The following is a 16,969-nucleotide window of genomic DNA, read 5'->3' as shown; positions in this document are numbered from 1 at the left end:
CACAGGTTGCTTGATGGACGCCCTCGGCGCGCCTGCCGCCGGGCCGGAGTCCTCCCGTCTTAGAGCAGCTAACGGTAGTAATGTCAGGAGACCGAACTCACGACGGTCATCCGTCGGCAGTAGAACTCGAGGATCTGATGAGCGAAGTGGCCCGAACGGCGCAACGGCGCAGTGGGCAGCCGGCCAGCGGTACGGGGCCGTCCAGCTCCGGCACAGCCAGGCGTGGCAACCGCCTACCTCGCGACGAGCGCCGGGGGCAGCTTCTGATCGCGGCCAGCGAAGTCTTCGTCGACCGCGGATACCACGCGGCCGGCATGGACGAGATCGCGGAGCGGGCCGGCGTCAGCAAACCCGTTCTGTATCAACACTTCACGTCGAAGGTGGAGCTGTACCTGGCGGTCCTGCAGCGCCACGTCGACAATCTCGTCTCGGGCGTCCGCCAGGCGCTGCGCACCACGACCGACAACCGGCAGCGGGTGCGCGCCGCGGTGGCGGCGTTCTTCGACTTCATCGAGCACGACGGCCAGGGCTACCGGCTGATCTTCGAGAACGACTACGTCACCGAGCCGCAGGTGGCGGCCCAGGTGAAGGTGGCCACCGAGGCGTGCACCGATGCGGTGTTCGACCTCATCAGCCACGATTCCGGACTCGAGCCGCACCGCGCACGAATGATCGCCGTCGGCCTGGTGAGCATCAGCGTCGACTCGGCGCGCTACTGGCTCAACAACGACCGCCCGATCGACAAAGACGATGCGGTCGAAGGAACCGTCGCCTTCATCTGGGGCGGCCTGTCGCACGTCCCGCTGACGCGCTCCTGAGCAGCTGCCGGCGTCAGCCGGCGGTCCGCGTCACCTCTGCACCCACGGCGCCCACGCCGAACCCGACGCGACGCGCATCGGCAGCACCGATCTCGACGTACGCGATGCGCGCTGCCTGCACAAGGTAGCGTCGCCCCTTCTCGTCGGTGAGGGCCAGCACGCCCGAGCCCGCCTCCAGCGCGTCGGTGACCAGTTTCTCCACCTCGGCCGGTGTCTGCGCGCTGTTGATGATCAGCTCGCGCGGGCTGTCGGTGACACCGATCTTGACCTCCACAGTGGAACCCTTCTGTCGTCGAATCTCTCCCCAGGAGGCTAGTGGACAGCGCCCGCGGAGTGCGTGCCCGGGACCTACGCGGTCAGCGAACGCGCCTGCCAGCGGCCCGCCAGCAACCTCGCGCTGTGCAACGGCGCAGCGACCGAACTGAGTCCCGACCGTGACCGCCACAGCAGGCGCGTCAGCCCCACCCGTCACGCCAGTGTTCGTAGCATCGGCCCCGCACCGCCTCAAGCGACGACTGGGACAGCTGGATGAACAGGCCATACACCGCACAATCGCCGTACGCCCTGACGCCGACCGAACGCGTCAGCACTCCGCGTCGGCGCAGCCGCTACGACCGGGACCACGGCCGGTACGGCGACTCCGGCAGCGCCGAGTACCGCGCCGACCTGGACACCGACGTCTACCCCCGCGACGACGATCACTACTCGGGTGATATCGACGGGGACTACGACGAGGACTACGACGCCGATTACGAGGACTACCTCGACGAGGCCCGCGTCGACCGGCGCTGGATGTGGATCGCCGGCGTGGCCGGGGCCGTCCTGTTCATCGCCGTGATCATGGCGAGCATGATCCTCGGCGGCGGGGACAGCGGTTCGGTGTCGGCGACCATCGCCTCGGACGCCTCCCAGGACGCCACCACCACCTCGGCACCCGAGCCGTCGGCCACACCGCGCGCACCCGCACCTGCGCTACCCTCGCAGCCGTCGCTGCCTGCCGAGACGGTCACCACGATCTCCCCGACACCCACCGCGCAGATGCCGGTCCCGGCGCCCGCCGCGCCGCTGCTGCCCGCGCCGCAGGCCGCTCCCCCGCCGCAGTCCGCAGTGCCGGGCACGGTCACCTATCGCATCACCGGAACCAAGGGGCTTCTCGACCTGGTCACCGTCATCTACACCGATGCCCAGGGCGCACTGCAGACCGACGTGAACGTCGCATTGCCCTGGTCGAAGACGATCACGCTGGACCCCGGTGTGACGCTCAGCTCGGTGACCGGGACCAGCGTCACCGGTCAGCTGAACTGCGAGGTGCTGGACGCCAACGGCGCAGTGATCGCGGCGCAGAACGGCAACTCGATCATCACCAACTGCACCCGCTGAGTCAGGCCAGCCCCAGCTCCTGCATGCGGGTGCTGTGGGTCTGCTGCAGCCGGTCGAAGAACTCGGTGATCTGCGACAGTCCGCCGGCCGACATCACCAGGTCGACGAGTTCGTCGTGATCGGCCAGCACGTACTGGGCCTGAGTGATCGCCTCCCCGAGAAGCCGGCGCGACCACAGCGCCAGCCGGTGCCGCTGCCGGTCGCTGGCCGTCACCGCGGCGCGCACCTCGGCGACCACGAACTGCGAGTGCCCGGTCTCTGACAGCACGGACCTGACGACGTCGGCTACCGCGCCGGGCATCGCGTCGGCGATCTCGAGGTAGAAGTCGGCCGCCAGCGCGTCACCGACGTAGGTCTTGACCAACGCTTCGAGCCAGGTGCTGGGGGTGGTCAGGCGGTGATAGTTCTCCAGGGCGGACGCGTACCGCGTCATCGCCGGCACGACGTCGACACCGCGCTGCTCCAGCTCGTCGCGGAGCACCTCGTAGTGGCTCATCTCCGCCGCCGCCATGCTGGCCATGTTGATCCGACCCCGCAGGTTCGGCGCCATCCGAGCCTCCTCGGTCAGCCGATAAAACGCTGCGACCTCGCCGTATGCCAGTAGAGCGAACAGTTCGACGACGCCGGGATGGTCAGCCGGCAGCGCCGCGGACGCGGCACCCGGCTGCGCTGCGGGGGCAGATGCAGAGGCCGCCGGCGGCGTGGAAGTCATGGCTGCAACTGTAGACGGCAGCGGTGCATGTGACTGAGCACCGGCCGACCAGCTAGCATGGAGCCCGGTGTCGGCGGATCGGCCGACCGATCGATCCAGGTCAGGGCTGGCGTGTGACACGCCGCAGGCACCGTGACAATGTGCGTGCACAGTCTCGAGTTACCGCACGGCCCGCCCCAACAGAGCTGGGCCGCAGCGAAGTTCACTTCTCAACTCGTGCGCGCGTGGAAACGCATGAGATGACAAGTGAAAGGTCTCTCCCCTCTATGACACCCGTGACCCCGCATCCCACTCCGACGTTCGCCGAGCTGGGGGTGCGCGACGAGATCGTGCGCGCCCTCGCCGAGAACGGCATCGAACACGCCTTCGCGATCCAGGAGCTGACGCTGCCGCTGGCGCTGGCCGGCGACGACCTGATCGGCCAGGCCCGCACCGGTATGGGCAAGACGTTCGCCTTCGGCGTGCCGCTGCTCCACCGGATCACCACCGACACGCAGCGCCCGCTGACCGGCATCCCCCGCGCGCTGATCGTCGTTCCCACCCGCGAGCTGTGCATCCAGGTCTACGAAGACCTGGTCGGCGCGTCGAAGTACCTGATGGCCGACGACACCCGCAAGTTGACCGTGACCGCGATCTATGGCGGCCGCCCGTACGAGCCGCAGATCGAAGCGTTGCAGAAGGGCGTCGACGTCGTCGTCGGCACCCCGGGCCGGCTGCTCGACCTCGCTCAGCAGGGTCACCTGCAGCTCGGCGGCCTCTCCACGCTGGTCCTCGACGAGGCCGACGAGATGCTCGACCTGGGCTTCCTGCCCGACATCGAGCGCATCCTCAAGCAGATCCCCGCCGAGCGGCAGGCCATGCTGTTCTCGGCGACCATGCCGGACCCGATCATCACGCTGGCCCGCACGTTCATGAACCAGCCGACGCACATCCGCGCCGAGGGCGTTCAGGGCTCGGCCACCCACGACACCACCGAGCAGTTCGCCTACCGGGCGCATGCGCTGGACAAGGTCGAGATGGTCAGCCGCATCCTGCAGGCCGACGGCCGCGGCGCGACGATGATCTTCACACGCACCAAGCGCACCGCCCAGAAAGTCGCCGACGAACTCGCCGAGCGCGGCTTCAAGGTCGGCGCCGTCCACGGTGACCTCGGGCAGGGCGCCCGCGAGAAGGCGCTCAAGTCGTTCCGCACCGGCGAGGTCGACGTGCTCGTCGCCACCGACGTCGCGGCGCGCGGCATCGACATCGACGACATCACCCACGTCATCAACTTCCAGATCCCCGAAGACGAGCAGGCGTACGTGCACCGCATCGGTCGGACCGGCCGTGCAGGCAAGACCGGCATCGCCGTGACGCTGGTCGACTGGGACGAGCTGCCCCGCTGGTCGATGATCGACAAAGCGCTCGGGTTGGAGACACCCGACCCCGCCGAGACGTACTCGAGCTCGCCGCACCTCTACGAAGAGCTGAACATCCCGACCGATGTCGGCGGCTCGATCGGCGGGCCCAGCCGCAGCACCGAGAAGCCCACCCGTGAGCCCCGTGAGCGCACCGAACGTCCGGCCAGGAACCGCAGCCGCCGCCGCACCCGTGGCGGCGAGCCGGTCGGTTCGCACCCGGAGACGGGTGAGCAGCCCGCCGACGACGAGGCGCAGCCGGCTGATTCCGGTGAGGCCACCCGGGCGCCGCGACGGCGTCGTCGGCGCAGGCCGAACAAGGCCGCGGCCGCCAACTAGCGCCGCATGGTCAGACCCGAGCGCCGCACCCGCTCAGATGTGGTGGCGGCGGTGGCGATCGTCGCTGTCGTCGCGCTCGTCGCAGCGATCATCTGGTGGACCAGTGACGCCAGGGCCACGATCAGCACGCCTGCGGCGGCACCGGTGCCCACCCTGACCCCCGCCACCGCCGTACCCGCAACGTTGCGCCAGGTGTGGACCGCGCCCAGCGCCCGGACCAGCCAGCCGCTCGTCGTCGCCGGCGCGGTGGTCACCGGCGACGGCCGCACCATGGAAGGCCGCGACCCGGCCACCGGGAACAGCCTGTGGAGCTACACCCGCGATCTCGACCTGTGCGGGGTCACGTGGGTCTACAACTACGCCGTCGCCGTCTATCCCGACGTGCGGGGATGCGGGCAGGTCAGCGCCGTTGACGCCCGCACCGGGATGCGTGGACCCACACGAACCAGCTACGCCGACAAGCAGGTCACGCTGTCCGGTGACGGCACCACCGTGCTGTCCGCCGGGGACACCCGGCTCGAGATGTGGCGTTCGGACATGGTGCGGATGCTCAGTTACGGGGCGCTCGACGCGCCACTGAACCCGGGCAAGCCGGCCTCGTCGCAGTGCCGCTTCACCTCGGCCGCGGCGAGTTCCACGGCGGTCTCGGTGCTCGAAGCGTGCCCCGATCAGGCCGATGTGCGGCTGACGCTGCTGCGACCGTCGGACGAAGAGGACACCCCGGAGCTCAAGTACGTGCCGCAGAAGGGGGTTGCCGACGGCACCGGTGCGCGCGTGGTGGCGGTGTCGGACACCACGACGGCGCTCTACGTCCCCACCCCGAAGCCCCGGCTGGACATCGTCGACGAAACCGGCGCGACCGTCGACAGCACCGTGGTGCCCGGCGCGCCGGCATCCGACGCGACGATGTCGCGGGTCGGGGACGTGATCACGTGGTGGACCGGTGACGCCGTGATGGTGTTCTCCGCCAACGGTTTTCGCTATCGCTACACTGTCGCGGCGAAAGGGCCCGACAAGCCCGTCGGCCCGGCGACGATCATGGCGGGCCGCCTGCTCGTGCCGGTCACGACGGGCTACGACGTGTTCGATCCGGTCAGCGGCGCCGGTGAGCGCCACATCGCGGTGCAGCGACCGCCCGTCGACGGGCCGGTCGTACCGGCGGTCGCGGGATCGACGGTGGTGGAACAGCGGGGCGACGAGATCGTCGGGTTGTCAGGGAGTTAGAGCTCCGGCGTGAAGGTCGCCAGCGCCTTGCCGTTCTTCCAGTGCTTGAGCAGCGACTCCGCGAACTCCCGGTACGCGACCGCGCCCTTGTTCTTGCGGCCCGTCAGCACCGAGGACCCCGACGCGCTGGCCTCGGCGAAGCGCACGGTACGCGGAATCGGCGGCGCCAGCACCGGCAGCCCGTAGCGGTCGGCGACATCGAACAGCACGTCACGGCTGTGGGTGGTGCGCGAGTCGTACAGCGTGGGCAGCGCGCCGAGCAGCTTCAGGTCGGCGTTGGTGATCTGCTGCACGTCGTTGATGGTGCGCAGGAACTGACCCACGCCGCGGTGCGCCAGCGTCTCGCACTGCAGCGGGACCACCACCTCGTCGGCCGCGGTGAGGCCGTTGAGGGTGAGCACCCCCAGAGAGGGCGGGCAGTCGATGATCACGACGTCGAAGCGGTCGGTCAGCTTCGCCAGCGCCCGCTTGAGGGCGTATTCGCGGCCGGCCCGCATCAGCAGCATGGCCTCCGCGCCGGCGAGGTCGATGTTGGCCGGCAGCAGCGTCATCCCCTCGGCCGTGTCGACCAGCGCGGTGTCGGGCTCGACGTCGCCGAGGAGCACCTCGTGCACCGAGACCGCGAGCTTGTCGGGGTCCTGCCCAAGCGAGAACGTCAGACAGCCCTGCGGATCGAGGTCGACGAGCAGCACTCGCTTGCCCATCTCCACCATCGCCGCACCCAGCGACGCCACCGTCGTCGTTTTGGCGACCCCACCCTTTTGATTGGCGACCGCCAGTACCCGCGTCACAGCTCCCATCTTGGCACGCTCTGCCCCGACCGCGCCGTTCGGAGGTCCCGCTCGCGCGGCAGAACCTGACGTTGCGGCAGAATCGGACACTGTGGCACTTCTGCAACACCGGCTGATCCTGCTTCGCCACGGCGAGACCGAATGGTCGAAATCCGGGAAGCACACCGGACGCACGGAACTCGAGCTCACCGAGCACGGGCGCGCTCAGGCCTCGGCCGCCGCCGAGACCGTGGCCCAGCTGCGACTGCAGAACCCTTTCGTGATCAGCAGCCCGCGGGTGCGCGCCCGGACCACCGCCGAGCTCGCGGGGCTGCACATCGACGAGGTCAACCCGCTGATCAGTGAATGGGACTACGGCGACTACGAGGGCACCACGACCGAAGAGATCCGCAAGGCGGTGCCGAACTGGCTGGTGTGGACGCATGGTTGTCCCGGCGGGGAGACCACGGCGCAGGTCTGCGAGCGCGCCGACCGCGCGATCGCGGTGGCGCTCGAGCACATGGAGACCCGCGACGTGGTGTTCGTCGGCCACGGCCACTTCTCCCGCGCGGTGATCACCCGCTGGATCGAACAGCCCGTCTACGAGGGCATCCGCTTCGCGATGCCTGCCGTGTCGATCGCGGTGTGCGGCTTCGAGCACGGGGTCCGTCAGCTCAGCGCGCTGGGCTTGACCGGTCGTCCCGACCCCGCCGTGTCCACGTGACGAGGGAGCCGACGTTCGTCCTGGCCGGACCGGACGAGGTGGTGGTCGCCGACGGCGTGCACACCGCGTTCCCCCGGATCGCCGATGCGCGGGCCGCGCTCGCGTCGCACAGTGCGCCGATCATCGTCGGTGCGTTGCCGTTCGACCTGAGCCAACCGGCCGCGCTGATCCGGCCTCAGACCATTCGCTTCACCCCTGAGCTGCCCGCGTGGCCGTTGCGTGAGCTGCCCCCCGCGCGCATCACCGCGACGACGCCGGATGCGGGTGAACACCGCCGACGCGTCGCGGTCGCTCTGGAACGCCTCGCCGATCCGGCGACGGCGCTGCGCAAGGTGGTGCTCGCCCGGGCCTTGACGGTCGGTGCTGACGGGCCGCTCGATGCGCGCACCCTGCTGCACCGACTCGCCGGCAAGGACGGACAGGCCGTCAAGTATCTCGTCGACCTGTCGGCGGCCGGCGAGGGCCATTCCGGCGCGGCACTGATCGGAGCCAGCCCGGAGTTGCTGGTGGCGCGCCGCGGCCAGCAGGTGGCCTGCCGACCGTTCGCGGGGTCGGCGCCGCGACTCGCCGATCCCGAGGCCGACGCGAAAAGCGGTGCAGTGTTGGCCGATTCGGCCAAGAACCGGCATGAGCACCAGCTCGTGGTCGACGCACTGCGCGATGCCCTGGACCCGCTGTGCACCGATCTTCAGATCGCCGAGCAGCCGCTCCTGACGAAGACCGCGGCGGTGTGGCACCTCTACACCCCGATCACCGGCCGTCTGCGGGAGACGTCGACGACGGCGCTGGATCTCGCGGTCGCCCTGCACCCGACCCCGGCCGTCGGCGGCTCCCCGACTGCTGCGGCGACCGAACTGATCACCGAACTCGAAGGTGACCGCGGTTTCTACGCCGGCACGGTGGGCTGGTGTGATCAACGCGGCGACGGCCGCTGGGTCGTGTCCATCCGCTGCGCGCAGCTGTCGGCCGACCGTCGCGCCGCCGTCGCGCATTCCGGTGGCGGAATCGTCGCAGAATCCGATCCTGACGACGAGTTGGCAGAGACCACAACGAAATTCAAGACGATCCTGGCAGCGTTGGGAGTGCGCGATGAGTGAGTCGATTCGGGTGGTGCGCCCGGGTGACGAAGCCGAGCTGACCGCGATGATCCATGAACTGGCCGCCTTCGAGAAAGCCTCGGCGGAGTGCACGGTCACCGAAACCCAGTTACGAGACGCGCTTTTCGGCGACAACCCCGTGGTCTACGGCCTACTGGCCGAGGTCGACGGCCGGGCCGCAGGCGGCGCGCTGTGGTTCCGCAACTTCTCCACCTGGGACGGCGTGGCAGGGGTCTACCTCGAAGACCTGTTCGTGCGGTCCGAATTCCGGCGACGAGGGCTGGCCCGCCGACTGTTGGCCAGGCTGGCCCGCGAGTGCGTGGACCACGGGTACACCCGGCTCACCTGGGCGGTACTCGACTGGAACACGAACGCGATCGCCCTCTACGACGGGGTGGGCGGGCGTCCGCAGACCGAGTGGCTCACCTACCGGGTGTCGGGACCCGAATTGTCCGCGCTCGCACCGGAATCCGCCTGAGTGAACCACGCCAACCCCGCGGGGCTGAACAGCAGACCCAGCACGGCGGTTGACACGGCGGCCACCACGACCGCATAGCCGAGCCGTCCGGAGCTGTACACGTACCAGGCCACACCCAGCAGGACGAGATTGGCGAACACCGCGATGCCGCGGCCCCAGCGCCGCCCGGTCAGCAGGGCCCAGCCGGCGGCCGCGACCGCCGACCCCATGATCACGAACCACACCGCGGTGCCGTAGCCGCTGATCGCGTCCTCGTGGTGTCCTGCGGCTTCCCGCACAACGAGCACGACGGCCATGACCAGCGCGAGCGCGCCCTGCAGCGCGGCGATCCCACCGGCCACCCGCACCGGCCCGGGCGTCACGGCGCGAGCCTGTCCGCCAGGTAGCGGACCGCCATCTCGTAGCCGAGCGGCCCGGCGCCGGCGATCACCATGTCGGCGACCGCAGACACGTAGGAGTGGTGCCGAAACTGTTCGCGCGCATGGATGTTGCTCAGATGCACTTCGGCGACCGGAAGGTCGACCGAGCGGAGCGCGTCGGCGATGGCGACCGAGGTGTGGCTGTAGGCCGCCGGGTTGATCACGATCGCCACGCAATCCTTACGGGCCGCCTGGATGGCGTCGATGAGTTCGCCCTCGTGGTTGCTCTGCACCGCGCGCACAGCCAGATCGTGTTCCGCGGCCACGTCACCGACCATCGCCTCGATCTGGGCGAGCGTGGTCGATCCGTACACCTCGGGCTGCCGGGTGCCGAGCAAGTTGAGGTTCGGCCCGTTGACGAGAAGGAGGCGGCGTGTGGTCACGGTCGTACGGTACCGGCGCGGCTGGAGCGAGTGTCGAGGCGAGCTGGTGTCAGTGCCGCTGGGCGGCGAGTCGGACCGGGGCATTGTCGGTTCCATAGCCGTCGTAGTGCCCGAACCGCTGCACGAACTCGAAGAAGACCGACCCCACCGTGCGGGTGTAGAAGTGCACGAAGTAGTCGCCCGGGGAGCCCGGCACCCGGTCGTAGAGCAGGTTGAGCGCCCGCAGCTGCGCCACCTCGTCGGCGCTGAGGCCGAATCGGCCCTGCAGGTAGTCGTAGTAGTTGTCCGACACCGGAAGAAAAGCCAGGCCGCGGTCGGCTGCGCGCTGCGCCACCCCGACGACATCGGAGCAGGAGAACGCGACATGCTGGGCCAGGCCGGAGTGGTCGAGCACATGCGGCGCGACGTTGAGAGGGATCCGGACGGCGCCGTCGTCGGTACGCATCACCTGGCTGCGGATCAGGCCCGTCGGCCCCGGCACCTCGGCGGGCGCGTCCGGGGTCAGGCCGAACACGCTGCGCAGGAACAGCACGGTGTCTTCGGCCGTCTGCCAGGGCTGGGTGAGGTTGGCGTGGTCGATTGCGCGGATGGGGCTGGGCTCGTCGTCGGCCACGCCGCCGTCGAACTCGGCGACCCACTCGGGGGCGCCGTGCGCTTCGGGGATCCAGAAGAATTCGGTGCCGTCGGGTGCGACGGCGGCGCCGAAAGGCTGTTCGGAGGCGTAGGTGCGGCGGTAGGCCAGCGGCGCCATCAGCTGAGAAGCCCTGGCCGAAGTGGCGGCGGCGTCGGGCACCTGCAGGCCGAGGGCGGCGACATGCGGAGCGCGGTCGCGGGCCTGCTGTTCGTTGAGCACGATGCGCGCGTCCCCCGCCGACCACAACGCCACCGGCTTGGTGCGGTGCCTACCCCGCATCGTGAACCCCAGCTGTCCCAGCAACACCTCCACCTCGCTGGTGTCTTCGGCCTTGAGCTCGACGAAGTCGAACGCCGTGGGCGGCTTGGCTGCGGTCAGCGTCGCGAGATCGGGCCGCCACCCTTCCGGGTTGGCGACAGCGACTTTGTCCTGCAACCACTTCAGCGAACGCAGCGCGTGGATCGCGGTGTGCCCCGGGTCGGTCTGGCGGAAGGTGTCGTTGAAGACCTCGAGCGACAGCGGCCCGGTGTAACCCGCGGCGAGCACGCAGCTGACGAAGCGGGTCAGATCGAACGCCCCCTCGCCCGGGAACAGTCGGTGGTGGCGGCTCCACGACAACACGTCCATCGTCAGCGCGGGCGCATCGGCGAGCTGCAGGTAGAAGATCTTGTCGGCGGGGATCTCGGAGATCTGCGCCGGATCGTGTCCCAGGGAGAGCACGTGGAAGCTGTCCAGGCACACCCCGACCGCAGGATGATCGGCGAGCTCGACGACGCGCCACGCGCGCCGGTAGTCGTCGATGAAGCGGCCCCAGGCCAACGCCTCGAACGCGATCCGTACACCGTAGGTCTGTGCGACGTCGCCGATGCGGCGTAGCTGCGCGGCGGAGACCTCGTCGGAGTCGACGGTCGCGGTCGCGACGTTGCTGCACACCAGGACCGTCTCGATTCCGAGCCGCTGGGCGGTGGCGAAGGTGGCCGCCGCGCGCCGAAGATTGTCGGCGAACGCGGTCTCGTCGACCCCCTCGAGGTCGCGGAGCGGCTGGTACAGGTCGAGGGTGAGGCCGAGACGACGGGCCAGCGCCCGGATCTCCTCCGGTGAGTGGGCGCCGGCGATCAGGTCGGGTTCGAAGATCTCGACACCGTCGAACCCCGCGGCCGCACAGGCGTGCAGCTTCTCCACCAGTGATCCAGAGAGCGAGACAGTGGCGATCGAGGTCTTCATCACAGCAATGTACCAATTAGTTCATTAACGCGGAAGACCGCTGATCCTCCCGGCGGGCGAACAGTAAGCTCAGCCACCATGGCCGCCAAGCCGAAAGCCGAACTGCAGCGGGATGCCGAGCGCACCCGAGCGGAGCTGCTGGCCGTGGCCACCGAGGTGTTCGCCGAATCGGGCTACTCCGGTGCCCGCGTCGACGAGATCGCCGAACGCACCCGCACCACCAAACGGATGATCTACTACTACTTCGGCGGCAAAGAGCAGCTCTACCTGGCAGTTCTGGAAGACGCCTACCGCGGCATCCGGCAGGCGGAACAGAAGCTCACCGTCGACCATGCCAACCCCGTCGAGGCCATCCGCCGTCTGGCGGAAGTCACGTTCGACCATCACATCGCCCACGACGCCTTCGTCCGCCTGGTGTCGATCGAGAACATCCACCGCGGCGAATTCATCCGGCAGTTGCGGGAACTCCCGGAGCTGTCCCAGCCGGCTACCTCCCTGCTCGACGAGATCCTGCGCGACGGGCGGGACGCCGGCGCTTTCCGGTCGGACGTCACCGCGCTGGACGTCCACCTGGTGATCAGCGCCTATTGCGTGTTCCAGGTGGCCAACCGCTACACCTTCGGCTACCTCTTCGACATCGACCTGACCGACATCTCCCAGCGCGCCCACCTGCGCAGGATGATCGGCGACGTCGTCGTGGGCTGGCTGACCGCGCCCGTCGGCTGACTTCTCTCCCGCGTGGGGCCCACGAAGTAGGGGACAGACGCGAACTCGCGCTCTGCGGGTCCTTTCGCGCGAGTTCGCGTCTGCTCGCGCCCTGACCGGGGTATGGGACGGATCACAATCCACTCTTGACGCGACCCGCACCACAGTGCTCTACTTTGCGTACTAACCAGTTAGTACATTAACGAGAGGCCCGAATGAATCCCCGTCCCCACCTCGTCGGCCTGGTCGGCACCGGCGTCGGCCCCTCGCTCACCCCCGCACTGCATATGACCGAGGCACGCGCCCAGGGACTCGACTACGTGTACCGCACGATCGACCTGGACGAACTGGGCGTCTCCCCCACCCGCATCGGCGAGGTGCTGTCGTGGGCGCGAGCGCTCGGATTCGACGCGCTGAACATCACCCACCCCTGCAAGCAGCTGGTGGTCGAGCACCTCGACGACATCGACCCCGCCGCCGCAGCACTCGGCGCGGTCAACACGGTGGTTTTCGATGCAGACGGACGTACGCGGGGTTACAACACCGATGTCACGGGCTTCGCCCATGGTTTCACCGAAGGACTTCCTGACGCCGCCACCGACAGGGTGGTCCTCGTCGGCGCGGGTGGGGCGGGCACCGCGGTCGCCGACGCGCTGGTGCGCCTCGGCTGCCGAGACCTCCACATCGTCGATCTCGACGTCGCCCGCGCGGGGCGGCTCGCCGCTGAGCTCGGCAGCCGACATCGCGACGCCCGGGTGGCCGCGGCGGCGTTCGACGACCTCCCCGACCTGCTGCCCGTCAGCGACGGGGTCGTGCACGCCACCCCGACCGGTATGGCCGCTCACCCGGGCATGGCGTTCTCGCCGGCACTGCTGCACCCGCGGCTCTGGGTGGCCGACATCGTGTACCGCCCGCTGAACACCGCATTGCTGCAGGCAGCGCGTGCCGCGGGGTGCCGCACGCTCGACGGCGGTCACATGGCGGTGTACCAGGCGACCGATGCCTTCGCCCTCATCACCGGAATCACCCCCGACGCGGAACGGATGTCCAAGCACTTCCGCTCCCTGGTCGTCGAGTGATCAGTTCAGCCCTCAAAAAACCCGCCATCCGGCACAATTCGCCAAAGGAGTCACCGATGACCACCACCCGAGAACCCGGGGCCCTCCCCGAGAAGACGCCCAGGCGGGCTGCGCTCGCCAGCTTCATGGGCAGCGCAGTCGAGTACTACGACTTCTTCCTGTTCGGCTCGGCCGCCGCATTGATCTTCCCGCAGGTGTTCTTCCCCTCCGGCGACGAGGCGGCGCTGGTGATGTCCTTCGCCACCTTCGGCTTCGCCTACATCGCACGCCCCGTCGGCGCAGTCATCCTGGGCCATTTCGGCGATCGCATCGGCCGGCAACGGGTCCTTATGTTCACCCTCGTGCTGATGGGCCTGTCGACGTTCCTGATCGGCTGCCTGCCCACCTTCGCCACCATCGGCTGGGCCGCGCCGGCGCTTCTCGTGATTTGCCGCCTGCTGCAAGGCCTTTCGGCCGCCGGCGAGCAGGCAGGCGCGAGCTCGCTGACCCTGGAACACTCCCCCGACGACCGACGGGCCTTCTTCACCTCGTGGACGTTGACCGGCACCCAGGGCGGTCTGATCCTCGCCTCGCTGGTGATGATCCCCTTCATGGCCCTGCCCGATGAAGCCAAGTACAGCTGGGGTTGGCGAGTTCCGTTCTGGCTCTCCGCCGCCGTGGTCGTGGTCGCCTACTTCATCCGCCGCCAACTGCACGAGACCCCGCAGTTCACCGAAGCCAAGAACGCCGGCACCATCGCCCGCATGCCGCTGGTGCCACTGATGCGCCACCACTGGCGTGACGTCGTGCGCGTCGTCCTCTGCGCTTTCATCGCCGCGGTGTCAACGGTGTTCGCCAATCTCGCATTGGCCTACGGCAAGAAGGTCGGGCTGGACGCAGATCTGACCCTGTGGCTCGTCGTGGCCGCCAACGTCGGCGCGCTGTTCACCCAGCCGCTCTTCGGCAAGCTCGCCGACCAGATCGGTCGCAAACCGGTCTTCATCTACGGCGCTCTCGCCTCGGCGGCGCTGATGCCCTTCTACATGCTCTCGATGAGCCAGGGCAATCACCTGCTCACATTCGCGCTGGCCATCGCGACGTTCTCGTTCGGCTACGCAGCGGCCAACGCGGTCTGGCCGTCGTTCTACGGCGAGATGTTCTCCACCCAGGTTCGGTTCTCGGGCATGGCGATCGGTACGCAGCTGGGCTTCCTGCTCGCCGGCTTCGCCCCGTCCATCGTCACCGCGCTCGGCGGTGTCCGCGAAGGCGGCTGGGTCGTCATCAGCCTCTTCACCGCCGTGGTCTGCCTGATCTCGGCCGGCGCCGCCCTCACCGCGCGTGAGACGAAGGATGTTCCGACGGCCGAGCTCGGCCGCTCCGCCGTGGAGACCCCGAGGACGCTCGTCGCACATTGAGTTACAGGAGCCGCCCGATACCCCGGGCGGCGACCTGAAGTGCACCGATCAACCGCTGGCGGTCGCGCTTGAGGGTGGGTACCACCACCCCGAGCGCGGCCGCTACTGCATTGTCCGAGGCTTGGATCACCGGCACCGCCAGCGAACACGCACCGAGCGACATCTCCTCGGCCGTCATGGCGACACCATCCCGTCGGATCCGTTCCAATTGACCGTCGAGCACGTGACGCGAGGTGATCGTCTTGGCAGTGACTCGTCGCAAATTCGCCATGACTCCTTCGCGAACGTCTGCGGGTGCGTGCGCGAGCAGCACCTTCCCGACCCCCGTGCAGTGCATCGGCAACCTGCTGCCGACCGTGGACACGATCGGCACCGACGCCCGGCCCGCCAGCCGATACAGGTAGAGCACCTGATCGCCGTCGCGCACCGCGAGGTGGACCGTTGCCAGCGTCGCGGCATACACGTCACTGACGAAAGGTTCCGCCACCTGGGTCAACCGTCCTGTCACGGGGGCGAGGAGGCCGGCCTGCCACAGCAACCGACCGACCACGTAACGGCCGTCCGGGCGACGCTCCAATGCGCCACCCCCCACCAGTTCCCCGACCAGACGGTGCGCGGTGGGAAGGGCGAGATCCGCCCGGTGCGCGAGGTCGGTGAGCGCCAGTGCGCGATGCCTCTCATCGAACGCACCGACGATGGCCAGCAAACGTTGAGTCACCGTGACACCTGCCGTCGAAGCATTTCCGGCCATCAGGAGAATCCTTCCGCTCAGCGGAAGTCTAGTCTTCCGCCCCGCTATCGGCACCGCCTAGCGTCAGCGTCATGACAGCAATCATCGACACCGATCCCGACAGCGCGTCGGCGAGCCAGGCGCAGATCAGCGCCGAGATGGCGGCGATCGAGTCGGACTACCTCCGCTCGGGTCACGAGGAGACGCAGCCCCGGCTGGACTATGCGCCGTACCGCAGCAGCCTGTTGCGCCACCCCACCAAGGACCTGCACCACGCAGATCCCGAGGGCATCGAACTGTGGTCCCCGGCGTTCGGGCAGAGCGACGTGCACACATCGGACGCCGACCTCACCATTGCGCACAGCGGCGCTCCGATCGGTGAGCGGATCGTCGTCACCGGACGCATCCTCGACGGCGCCGGTCGCCCGGTGCGTCGTCAGCTCGTCGAGATCTGGCAGGCCAACGCGGCCGGGCGCTATGCGCACAAGCGCGATCAGCACGCCGCGCCGCTGGATCCCAACTTCACCGGCGTGGGCCGATGCCTCACCGACGACCACGGCAATTACTCGTTCACGACCATCAAACCCGGTCCGTACCCGTGGAAGAACCACCACAACGCGTGGCGCCCCGCCCACATCCACTTCTCGCTGTTCGGAACGGATTTCACGCAGCGCATGATCACCCAGATGTACTTCCCGGGCGATCCCCTGTTCGCGCTGGACCCCATCTACCAGTCGATCACCGATCAGAAGGCCCGTGACCGTCTCGTCGCCACCTACGATCACGACGTCGCGGTGCACGAGTGGTGCACGGGGTATCGCTGGGACATCGTGCTGACCGGAGCACAGCGCACCGTCTTCGAGGAGGACCAGCAGTGATGAGCGCTCGCGCGAAGAGCCAGCAGACTATGACCGCCCTGCACGCCCCGACACCGGGGCAGACCATCGGACCCTTCTACGGCTACGCGCTGCCGTTCGACCGGGGTAACGAACTCGTGCCGCCGTCATCGCCCGGGGCGATCCGATTTCACGGCACCGTGACCGACGGCGACGGCCACCCCGTACCCGATGCGCTGCTCGAGATCTGGCAGGCCGGCGCCGACGGTGTCGTGCCGCGGGAGGCGGGCTCGCTGCGCCGCGACGGATGGACGTTCACGGGCTGGGGACGCGCCGCGACCGACGATGCCGGCGCCTTCTCCTTCTCCACCGTCGAACCCGGTGCGGCTGCACCGGATCGGGCCGCGTTCATCATGGTGACCGTGTTCGGCCGGGGCCTGCTCAACCGCTTGTTCACCCGTGCATACGTGCCCGGACCGGCGCTCGACAGCGATCCACTGCTGGCATCCCTGCCTGCCGATCGGCGCCGCACGCTGATCGCCGAGCGCGACGCAACGGGACTGCGATTCGACGTGTCACTGCAGGGCCCCGACGAAACGGTGTTCCTCCGCTACCCGGGCCACTGA

At 68.8% G+C, this 16,969-nt stretch carries 19 protein-coding genes; 12 read left to right on the top strand and 7 right to left on the bottom strand.

Going from position 1 to position 16,969, the window contains the following annotated elements:
- The first annotated feature begins 137 nt into the window (after nucleotides 1-137).
- Nucleotides 138-818, top strand: a complete 681-nt coding sequence (locus tag ACZYYX_RS11705) for a TetR/AcrR family transcriptional regulator (RefSeq protein WP_463814556.1) — start codon at nucleotides 138-140, stop codon at nucleotides 816-818.
- 13 nt (nucleotides 819-831) lie between these two features.
- On the opposite strand, the gene ACZYYX_RS11700 is transcribed toward ACZYYX_RS11705, so the two are convergent.
- Nucleotides 832-1,092, bottom strand: a complete 261-nt coding sequence (locus ACZYYX_RS11700; protein ID WP_046366341.1) for a DUF3107 domain-containing protein — start codon at nucleotides 1,090-1,092, stop codon at nucleotides 832-834.
- 254 nt (nucleotides 1,093-1,346) lie between these two features.
- Here ACZYYX_RS11700 and ACZYYX_RS11695 point away from each other — a divergent pair, with 254 nt between their 5' ends.
- Nucleotides 1,347-2,198, top strand: a complete 852-nt coding sequence (locus ACZYYX_RS11695) for a hypothetical protein (protein ID WP_463814555.1) — start codon at nucleotides 1,347-1,349, stop codon at nucleotides 2,196-2,198.
- Between the two features lies 1 nt (nucleotide 2,199).
- Here the strand turns inward: ACZYYX_RS11695 and ACZYYX_RS11690 are convergent, their stop codons facing one another.
- Nucleotides 2,200-2,910, bottom strand: a complete 711-nt coding sequence (locus tag ACZYYX_RS11690; RefSeq protein ID WP_463814554.1) for a ferritin-like fold-containing protein — start codon at nucleotides 2,908-2,910, stop codon at nucleotides 2,200-2,202.
- 266 nt (nucleotides 2,911-3,176) lie between these two features.
- Here ACZYYX_RS11690 and ACZYYX_RS11685 point away from each other — a divergent pair, with 266 nt between their 5' ends.
- On the top strand, nucleotides 3,177-4,646 hold the full coding sequence (locus tag ACZYYX_RS11685; RefSeq protein WP_463814553.1) for a DEAD/DEAH box helicase: 1,470 nt from the start codon (nucleotides 3,177-3,179) through the stop codon (nucleotides 4,644-4,646).
- A 6-nt stretch (nucleotides 4,647-4,652) separates the two neighbouring features.
- A complete protein-coding gene (locus tag ACZYYX_RS11680; protein WP_463814552.1) occupies nucleotides 4,653-5,870 on the top strand; it encodes an Rv3212 family protein in 1,218 nt (405 codons plus the stop codon).
- Here the strand turns inward: ACZYYX_RS11680 and ACZYYX_RS11675 are convergent.
- Nucleotides 5,867-6,670: a ParA family protein gene (locus tag ACZYYX_RS11675; protein ID WP_463814551.1), complete on the bottom strand. Its 804-nt coding sequence runs from the start codon at nucleotides 6,668-6,670 to the stop codon at nucleotides 5,867-5,869. The two genes, ACZYYX_RS11680 and ACZYYX_RS11675, sit on opposite strands and share 4 nt — an antisense overlap.
- 82 nt (nucleotides 6,671-6,752) lie before the next feature.
- On the opposite strand from ACZYYX_RS11675, the gene ACZYYX_RS11670 reads away from it, so the two are divergent.
- The 3 genes from ACZYYX_RS11670 to ACZYYX_RS11660 are packed head-to-tail and all read left to right on the top strand — an operon-like array spanning nucleotide 6,753 to nucleotide 8,939.
- Nucleotides 6,753-7,364: an acid phosphatase gene (locus ACZYYX_RS11670; protein ID WP_463814550.1), complete on the top strand. Its 612-nt coding sequence runs from the start codon at nucleotides 6,753-6,755 to the stop codon at nucleotides 7,362-7,364.
- Nucleotides 7,361-8,461, top strand: a complete 1,101-nt coding sequence (locus tag ACZYYX_RS11665; protein ID WP_463814549.1) for an isochorismate synthase — start codon at nucleotides 7,361-7,363, stop codon at nucleotides 8,459-8,461. Before ACZYYX_RS11670 ends, ACZYYX_RS11665 begins: the two co-directional genes overlap by 4 nt.
- The gene (locus tag ACZYYX_RS11660; protein ID WP_463814548.1) at nucleotides 8,454-8,939 is read left to right on the top strand and encodes an N-acetyltransferase family protein; all 486 of its coding nucleotides are present in this window, start codon (nucleotides 8,454-8,456) and stop codon (nucleotides 8,937-8,939) included. The genes ACZYYX_RS11665 and ACZYYX_RS11660 overlap by 8 nt, the downstream gene beginning before the upstream one ends.
- Here ACZYYX_RS11660 and ACZYYX_RS11655 read toward each other — a convergent pair.
- Genes ACZYYX_RS11655 through ACZYYX_RS11645 form a run of 3 tightly spaced genes read right to left on the bottom strand, consistent with a single transcriptional unit; the run spans nucleotide 8,888 to nucleotide 11,599 of the window.
- Nucleotides 8,888-9,301: a hypothetical protein gene (locus ACZYYX_RS11655; protein ID WP_463814547.1), complete on the bottom strand. Its 414-nt coding sequence runs from the start codon at nucleotides 9,299-9,301 to the stop codon at nucleotides 8,888-8,890. The two genes, ACZYYX_RS11660 and ACZYYX_RS11655, sit on opposite strands and share 52 nt — an antisense overlap.
- Nucleotides 9,298-9,741 carry a type II 3-dehydroquinate dehydratase gene (aroQ, locus tag ACZYYX_RS11650; RefSeq protein ID WP_463814546.1) on the bottom strand — a complete coding sequence of 148 codons (444 nt, stop codon included), beginning with the start codon at nucleotides 9,739-9,741 and terminating at the stop codon, nucleotides 9,298-9,300. The genes ACZYYX_RS11655 and aroQ overlap by 4 nt, the downstream gene beginning before the upstream one ends.
- Before the next feature lie 49 nt (nucleotides 9,742-9,790).
- On the bottom strand, nucleotides 9,791-11,599 hold the full coding sequence (locus tag ACZYYX_RS11645) for a bifunctional sugar phosphate isomerase/epimerase/4-hydroxyphenylpyruvate dioxygenase family protein (RefSeq protein WP_463814545.1): 1,809 nt from the start codon (nucleotides 11,597-11,599) through the stop codon (nucleotides 9,791-9,793).
- A 78-nt stretch (nucleotides 11,600-11,677) separates the two neighbouring features.
- Between ACZYYX_RS11645 and ACZYYX_RS11640 the strand changes: the two genes are divergently transcribed.
- From ACZYYX_RS11640 to ACZYYX_RS11630, 3 genes are all read left to right on the top strand, one after another.
- Nucleotides 11,678-12,325, top strand: a complete 648-nt coding sequence (locus ACZYYX_RS11640) for a TetR/AcrR family transcriptional regulator (protein WP_463814544.1) — start codon at nucleotides 11,678-11,680, stop codon at nucleotides 12,323-12,325.
- A gap of 194 nt (nucleotides 12,326-12,519) precedes the next feature.
- Nucleotides 12,520-13,383, top strand: a complete 864-nt coding sequence (locus ACZYYX_RS11635) for a shikimate dehydrogenase (protein WP_463814543.1) — start codon at nucleotides 12,520-12,522, stop codon at nucleotides 13,381-13,383.
- 56 nt (nucleotides 13,384-13,439) lie between these two features.
- Nucleotides 13,440-14,777, top strand: a complete 1,338-nt coding sequence (locus ACZYYX_RS11630; protein ID WP_463814542.1) for an MFS transporter — start codon at nucleotides 13,440-13,442, stop codon at nucleotides 14,775-14,777.
- Nucleotide 14,778: 1 nt separating this feature from the next.
- Here the strand turns inward: ACZYYX_RS11630 and ACZYYX_RS11625 are convergent, their stop codons facing one another.
- The gene (locus tag ACZYYX_RS11625) at nucleotides 14,779-15,528 is read right to left on the bottom strand and encodes an IclR family transcriptional regulator (protein ID WP_463814541.1); all 750 of its coding nucleotides are present in this window, start codon (nucleotides 15,526-15,528) and stop codon (nucleotides 14,779-14,781) included.
- A gap of 71 nt (nucleotides 15,529-15,599) precedes the next feature.
- On the opposite strand from ACZYYX_RS11625, the gene pcaH reads away from it, so the two are divergent.
- Nucleotides 15,600-16,385 carry a protocatechuate 3,4-dioxygenase subunit beta gene (pcaH, locus tag ACZYYX_RS11620; protein ID WP_463814540.1) on the top strand — a complete coding sequence of 262 codons (786 nt, stop codon included), beginning with the start codon at nucleotides 15,600-15,602 and terminating at the stop codon, nucleotides 16,383-16,385.
- A 29-nt stretch (nucleotides 16,386-16,414) separates the two neighbouring features.
- Nucleotides 16,415-16,969: a protocatechuate 3,4-dioxygenase subunit alpha gene (gene pcaG / locus ACZYYX_RS11615; RefSeq protein ID WP_463814539.1), complete on the top strand. Its 555-nt coding sequence runs from the start codon at nucleotides 16,415-16,417 to the stop codon at nucleotides 16,967-16,969.

This window comes from Mycobacterium sp. IDUB_1 (genome assembly GCF_055419625.1).
Note: the sequence above shows the minus strand (reverse complement) of the source record. Positions and strands in the feature narration are given on the sequence as shown.